The following is a 7,249-nucleotide window of genomic DNA, read 5'->3' as shown; positions in this document are numbered from 1 at the left end:
AGCAGGAGCAGGAGCAGGAGCAGGAGCAGGAGCAGGAGCAGGAGCAGGAGCAGGAGCAGGAACAACTGACTTGGCATTTAGTAGAAGTGGGTTGTCGCGTTCAGGTTCGTAGTTGAGGAGCTTTTGAAGATTCGCCCATGAATACATCTTTCCAAGCTGGGAGGCTTTAAATGCGATGTTTTGATATTCGAACGAGAATCCATTCATCTTTCCTGTTTTTGAAACGTTCGCCGTCCAGGAAACCTGAGCTTCTCTAATTTTTTTGATAAAAGTTTCTAGATTGGGTTTATCCTTCAAACATTTATCAATGATCTGTTGCAGAGATTTCTTGGGGCAGGGCAAGCCTGTCCGGTGAGAAAGCATCTCTTCATTACGTGAAAGCTTACTCTTTGTTTGTTTCGGTTGTACTCTTACTGCTGGAGTTTGAGTAAGGCCATAAGCGATTTCAAGTTCCTGAATTATTCGGCCACTGACTAAACTCTCATGCTGGCCAAGATGAACTTTACCAGACACGGCATCGACTCTATTAGCAATGATGTGTATGTGCTGACCCATACTGTCGTCGTGTAATACATAACAACGAAGATGAGTGTCAGTGAATCGCATACGGTGCATGTAGTCGTCAGCTATCGACTTCCATTTCTCATTGGAAAGCTTATCGCCGCAGGGTAAACGAAGCGAATTGTGCCAAGCAGGTTTAGCTATGTCCTTCCGTAGTTCACTAGCAGTATCAAACTCTGCTATCAGTTCCTTTGCACAATCACCTGTCATGTTCCCGCCAATAACAACTGGATCGCTTCTGTGGTGAGAACCTGGCTTCAACACATACTTCACGACATTAACGAAGCTCTTGTGCCTTTTGATCCGTTGCATTCCCTTCATATAGCAGCTTACCTGGCTGGTAGATCACCAGAAGCTGTCAGACACGAGCGAAGTTCATTGATCTGTTTTTTTACAGCGAAGATCTCTGTTTTGGTTAACTCACTATTGCTACTTTTTGTGTCAAGATGATGGATTAACCTGTTTAGTTTTTGGGATATATCAGATAAGGATTTCCATGCTTCCAGGTTAATGGAAGGTATGACAGGAGGGAGCCTATCAAGGGAAGTTAAACGAAGCCATTCGCCTTTGCTTTTGTTTCCACGATTGGAATTAAAGATCTCTAATTCTTCTTTATTAAATCGAACACTTACACAATGTATTCGTAATGATTCATTTGATGATGTTTGATTATTACAAATAGGCTGAAAGCTATTTGTGTAGGATAAGGTTATTGTATTACTCATATAAACTCCTTTTCATATGTGTATTCGCTTTATGGTGAGCAATCCTTGCACACCTACTACAGTTATAATATAAATGCAAATTATGTCAATGAGTTGGGTAAGACTTAGACTTTCTTTTTCAACCGAAGGGCGAAAAACAAGGGACTAAGAGAAGCGGAGCTTCTCTTAGTCATACCTTGCATATATATATTTAAGGGGCGAAAACAAATGATCCGCGAGGTGCAATTATATATTCAAAAGTAACAAAATCATTTTCATCCTTACGACTATCATCTTTTATTTCTAAAATGCGAACAGCTAAAATATCACCGTTATCATTTTTATAAAGAAAAACCTCTCCTTTCCGAATGTTATAATGGTCTGATGTGCTATCATAATCATCGAATATTAATATATCATTAGGCGTGGAACTCTTGACCCTGGCTATCTGATATGAACCACTTGAGTTATAAACATAAATACTTTCATCGCTCGCCTTACTAAACTTAACCTTGAATGAAATACCATTTTCAGTTAATAATATCTCACCATTGTTTGTTGAGTAATCAAATCCATCCTTTCTGACTGAACTGTATTTTGAATATATCTTTTTCGAGTTGGCGTTTGATTTTTTGTTATCATTGGATTCTGCTCGTTTTACTTCTTTAACAATCTCTTCTGAGATATTATATTCTGTAAGTAATTCATCAAATTTAATCAATCTCAAAGTGAGACTTCCTGACTCTCGTCTAAATTCATCAATTAGTTCAGGGCGAATGAATATTGGTTCTTTTTCTCCCCGTATAAACCAATCACTCTTTTGATCGCCAGTGACGAATATTACATTTTTATTCTGTTCTTTCCCTGTTTGTATTAAGGTTTTCCATATTAGGTAATCACCAATGCCTGTATCATCCTTTCCCCCATCCTTATATCCAGGAGGGCATTTCATTAGCCGTCTATACTCCCATTCTTTAATTGCATCCTGTTCTTCCCCAGGATAAGGAAGGATGTTACTTTTATCAAAAACTTTTCTATAAATCATAGTGATAGGGTCATTCCCTTTCCATGATTTAATATCATTTATCATGGCTGTATAAGTTTTCTTATATTCTGCCGTAAGCTCATTAATGTTTTTTGACAAAGATTCTAATGTATTGTATTGATTCATGTCTTGAAGCGCTTTGGACAATCCAAGCTCCGGAGGAGATATTCTTGATTTTTTGTCATTAAGTGCTTTTATCAAATCAGATATTTTACCATCCCTATTTTTGATAAACTCCCTTGCTACTCTTTCAGGAATGAAAATGCGATTCTCATCCTTTAATCTTATCAGTAAATCTTCAATTACTTTAATATCCTTTTTTCCTAATTGATCAGCAACATAGGGTAGCAAAAGAACATTAGTGTCTAAAATTATTATGTTATTAGCATCTTTACTCGATAAATGTGGGTAGCTTGAAAATATATTATCAATAACAGGGAACTGCCTCTCTAAGGTAAAAATAATGTCAGTTTCTTTATCAGTGCTTTTCTTATTCATACAGTCACCTTTATTAAGAATTAACGGAGCATTTATGATATCCATCAATAGTAATTATAAACTATTTAGAGAGATTATTCTCTGTAAACTTGCCATAGTATGTATCTCGTAGAGTTGTTTTTCAGTTCTTTTGAAGTGAAATCTTGTTTGGGACGATTTATTACTTAATAAATTATTCAAGATGATAAGTGTTTGCTTCAATTCTTCAAGGTTCTGATATGGATCATAATTAAATTCAACTTTACTTGGAAAGATGAGGTTAAAACTATGTTTAATTAGTGATTCTAATCCATTATGAGTGTTCAGGTAAATCTTGTGTATAATAACATCCTTTATTGATATTTTATCTCGACTATTCATTATCATACTTGGGTATTTTGCAAATAACTCATATGATAAGAATGATAAACCTGTGTTATCAGTTAAATTAAAATCAATGTTAGATTTTAAAATTTCTTCTAAAATTTGTTTGGGATGATCATAAAACAAAAGATTCTTTCCATACTTATCCACTGAATTAATATCTGCTCCATGGGTTAGTAACAATTCGAATGCTTTAAAATAGTTACAATGAAATAATGGTGTCTTACCATCATTATCTTTTTGATTTATATTTAAACCAATATCTAATAAATTTTTAAGTAAATCCTCTTTCCAGGTATACGGATGAAAGAAAAAATTTCTATTTTCACTATTAATGAAATGTATATTGTTCCCACATTTTTCCATTTCATCTAAAAAACTATATATCGAAGGTGATAAGTTAAACATAATTGACTCCTTTTGCATTAAAATATAGATTTAATATATATGCAGAAGAAGTCAATTAGTGTGTTTAAGATTTTTGTTTTGATTTATTATGTGTGTTATTCTCCATGCTTTTCAATTCTGGACTGTTTTTTGATATATTTTCAAAGAGATCACTTGCCTTAGGGATTCTTCTTAATATATCAGTTTGTTGAATTTTAGAAATAAGTACACTTTCTATTGTCTCAATCTGATCAGATGTTAATGTTTGATGTAAGCCTAACTGTTCGGTTGTATCATTATTTTTAATATTTAATTTTTCTAATTTTTCTAAAATACCCTTAAAATAATTTATTAAGAAAGTCAATGCTTCATTATAAGTCAATGCCTTTCCAACAACCGTCCCAGTATCGTCAATTACCTGATACCCAGTAACATTTCCAGTTGCATTTTTTATTTCTTGTATTCTCAGGTTTATCATAATACATCTCTTGATGTTCAGTTAAGTAAGTGTAAGCGACCAAGAATTTTTAATTCTTGCTCCATTGTTCAATGATTTCATCAAACTGGGTATCGACCCAAACCTTTCGCCATTCATCAAGGTATTTTATATCAATTGACGATGGTGGAATTGTACACTGTTCTATCTTAACAATAGATGGGATTGAGATAGAGTCTCCCATAATTAAGGCCTCACCTTCTTTTAGAGATGGCAGTAAGTTAGTTATATCGCCCACTGTATCTGGTAGTAATCGCTTCACGTAATTTTGATCATCAGGGTTCGTTAATCTCATAGAGATAAAAGTATTACATTGTGAGAATATTGTTTCTGATATCTCTGACGGCCTTTGACTGGCCAGAAGCAGTGTTACACCATATTTCCTCCCTTCCTTTGCAATTCTTTCTATAGCTTCTTTGGATGTTCTATATTTACTCAAGTCACTTTTTGGAGCATATTTATGTGCCTCTTCATACACAATTAAAATTGGGATGTCTTGTCCTTGACCTAATTTTCTTTTATGTTTTTTTGAATGATAGCCAAACTCGAAGATCAATCTCGAAATTAGTGATACACAAATACTAAGGACTTCAAATGGAACACCGCTGACATCAAGTATTGTAATATTTGATTTGTTTTTTCCATAACTTGTTAATGTCTCTAACGTTCCTTTAAATGTTGCTGATTTGCTTTCTTCGCCAAGAATGAAATCTAATCGTTTATCGAATATTTTACTTTGTAGCCTATCAACAAAATTTAGCAGTTTTCCATTCAGGGCACCGGCTGAACTTCCACCAGGGGTTAAATTCTCTTGGAACAACCTATGTGCAGTTTGATTGTCGAACTTGAAATCTCCTTCCTTATCTGTCCACACATGTTCATTGTCTTTATTTTTTCTTTCATTGTTTCTGTTGTTAATGTAGTTTATAACTTCATTTATATCGAAATAATATGGCGAGTGGAAGCTTATTATCTCCTTATCTGCTGGGACTCCTTGGAAATATTTCTTTTTATTTAAAGTTATAGCCTGACGGAAAACATTTCTTTGATTGTGATCATTTGCTTCTGTATCAAGAAAAAGTTCTTCTAACTCGTCGCCATTTAATAGCCAATATGGAAGAGTTAATGTATCCACATTTAATACATTTGAATAAGGGAATGCGTTTTCATATTCAGAATGTATATCAAAAATAATTATATGAGAATTGTTCAATCCTTTATAACCTTCTTGCTTTTCATCTACGGCTTTTTGAAGTATTTTGGCAACAGTGTGGGATTTACCTGAACCCGTTGAACCTACGATAGCGATATGTTTATTGAAAAATCTATTCCCATTCACAGGTACTGATACTTTGGTATTAAGCGATAAACTTGAAAAAGTAAAGCGATCTTTTATATCTATACTATCTGAGTATATGGATATTATTTCGTCTAATTTCGCTGGTTCCACTTTTTTAGGAGGGAGTGCAAGTGAATCTCCACCGCGATAGAATTTTCCATTTTTAACAAGACCTATTGGGCTTGCTTCTATCATATATTTCTGCTTTTGGCTTTCTTTAACTTCAATAGAAAAATTATCTATGATCGCCAAAAGAGCAACGTCTTGATTATCTGAAACCCTTAAATAAGATCCTACGCCTAATTTTTCTTCTGCGATCTTAAACTCTTCAAGATCGTCTACGGAAATTTTTAATTTATTTGGCGATACTGATACTACTTCTGCATTAATATCATTATTCCTGCTCATTACACTATCTCCTTTATGTCTGCAAAATCTTTAACTTGTATGTTTACCTGTGGTAGTTGGGATGGGATATCAAGGCAGTTTTCCGTATAAAACTGGTAAACTTCTTTTCTTATATTAATACTGTTCAGTGCTTCATTGAAATCATCTATGTCGTTGATAAATTGGAAGTGAATTTCTTTATTTGAAAAGCCTTCGACTAACATTTTTGGAGTAAATACACTTCCTTTAAAAGGGTACCCATCCGTGAAAATTAGATCTTCATTGAATAATTGATTCTTTAATTCGTATAACTTATCATCGCTGATGCCATGGACAAGTAAAAAAGGAGAATATGGCCGATCTGTTCTTTTAGATAAATTAGACCAATTTAATTGTATTTTATATATACAGTCTTTAACTGTTTTTATATCAGTCTTGTCTTGAAATTCCAAGATGAAAAAACGAGCATAAGGAGAGCTGTTTAAACTTCTGCTTATGAAAGATTCTTTTAGTTTTCTTAAATATTCTTTTCTTCCTTCATATTGATAAAACCATATGTTAAATAAGACTCTGGATTTGTTGATATTTTCAATAAAATCTGATTTTTTTATCCTTCGATCTTTTTTATTACAAGAGATATCATAAGTTTTTCTGAAAGCATTAGAATAAAAATAATGCTCTGCCTCATAATCTTCACATTGAAAATGGTTTTTTATTATTTGTATAGTTTGTTTTTTTTGATCAGTAAATGATTTTGCATTGATATTTATAACTAATCTATCCAAAAAGGCTTGTAGATCCTCTTCGGTAAGCCCATTTTCTATATGGTACTCATGTTTGATTTGTTTTTCAGTGTATGTGAGGAAGTTAGATTTGAAGAAGTCAACTTTTAATGGAAGTGTTAATTTGTTTTGTCCTGATTTATAGTGCCCGAATAGATAATAATTCGCCCCTTTTTCTTTATTGTCCTTAAAGTGTGACAACATTAGTCTTATGGGCTTTGATATGACGGAGTGGTTATAATCTGTACTCTCATAGTATTTGCATTGGATCGCAGTTAAGTGCCCATCGTTGTAGACATCAATATCTTCAATGCATTCTATATCAATCGAGTCATCCATTTGTGGTAACGAAAAAATTTCAATAATCGTTTTATCAACTTGATAACAATACCCACGAATTGTATCAACTGCACTTCTGTCCACTTTGTTATCCTTTTTGAGATAAGGTGTTAAAAGTTTATAAAAATATGCTGTGTTAATAACAATGCAATGATTGCATAGCTTCATGATTTTGCCACAAAGCTAATCCATTGACATGCAAAAAAAACCAAAAGCATTTGCTTAACATGCTAATTATTAAGGTGTAAATAATGCGGTAGCGGTAATAACTTTCAAATTCTTTGCCTGTTATCTCAAAAAGTAGCCTATGTGTAACCTATTGCTGCATCATGTGAGCACGCGATTCGA

7 protein-coding genes are annotated in these 7,249 nt (G+C 33.4%); all 7 read right to left on the bottom strand.

Going from position 1 to position 7,249, the window contains the following annotated elements; all coding sequences use genetic code 11:
- A partial coding sequence (locus RT197_RS12700) for a relaxase/mobilization nuclease domain-containing protein (protein WP_312951141.1) occupies window positions 1–882 on the bottom strand: 882 nt, incomplete at its 3' end.
- A gap of 8 nt (window positions 883–890) precedes the next feature.
- On the bottom strand, window positions 891–1,286 hold the full coding sequence (locus RT197_RS12695; RefSeq protein WP_247176599.1) for a hypothetical protein: 396 nt from the start codon (window positions 1,284–1,286) through the stop codon (window positions 891–893).
- Between the two features lie 190 nt (window positions 1,287–1,476).
- Window positions 1,477–2,808, bottom strand: a complete 1,332-nt coding sequence (locus RT197_RS12690; RefSeq protein WP_247176598.1) for a PIN domain-containing protein — start codon at window positions 2,806–2,808, stop codon at window positions 1,477–1,479.
- 54 nt (window positions 2,809–2,862) lie between these two features.
- Complete coding sequence (locus tag RT197_RS12685; RefSeq protein WP_247176597.1) at window positions 2,863–3,579, bottom strand: ankyrin repeat domain-containing protein; 717 nt, start codon at window positions 3,577–3,579, stop codon at window positions 2,863–2,865.
- 64 nt (window positions 3,580–3,643) lie between these two features.
- A complete protein-coding gene (locus RT197_RS12680; protein ID WP_247176596.1) occupies window positions 3,644–4,036 on the bottom strand; it encodes a hypothetical protein in 393 nt (130 codons plus the stop codon).
- Between the two features lie 49 nt (window positions 4,037–4,085).
- Window positions 4,086–5,801, bottom strand: a complete 1,716-nt coding sequence (gene herA, locus RT197_RS12675) for an anti-phage-associated helicase HerA (RefSeq protein ID WP_247176595.1) — start codon at window positions 5,799–5,801, stop codon at window positions 4,086–4,088.
- Window positions 5,801–6,985, bottom strand: coding sequence for a DUF4297 family anti-phage-associated protein (locus RT197_RS12670; RefSeq protein WP_247176594.1), 1,185 nt, complete (start codon window positions 6,983–6,985; stop codon window positions 5,801–5,803). Before RT197_RS12670 ends, herA begins: the two co-directional genes overlap by 1 nt.
- Between the last annotated feature and the right edge of the window lie 264 nt (window positions 6,986–7,249).

The sequence above is a fragment of the Superficieibacter sp. genome, assembly GCF_032071645.1.
GTDB lineage: Bacteria > Pseudomonadota > Gammaproteobacteria > Enterobacterales > Enterobacteriaceae > Superficieibacter.
The sequence above is the reverse complement of the archived record's forward strand: the minus strand, read 5'-3'. Positions and strand labels throughout refer to the sequence as shown.

Coding starts and splice junctions, on each gene's coding strand:
- RT197_RS12695 (WP_247176599.1), bottom strand. CDS start 1,286: ATGAGTAATACAATAACCTTATCCTACACAAATAGCTTTCAGCCTATT.
- RT197_RS12690 (WP_247176598.1), bottom strand. CDS start 2,808: ATGAATAAGAAAAGCACTGATAAAGAAACTGACATTATTTTTACCTTA.
- RT197_RS12685 (WP_247176597.1), bottom strand. CDS start 3,579: ATGTTTAACTTATCACCTTCGATATATAGTTTTTTAGATGAAATGGAA.
- RT197_RS12680 (WP_247176596.1), bottom strand. CDS start 4,036: ATGATAAACCTGAGAATACAAGAAATAAAAAATGCAACTGGAAATGTT.
- herA (WP_247176595.1), bottom strand. CDS start 5,801: ATGAGCAGGAATAATGATATTAATGCAGAAGTAGTATCAGTATCGCCA.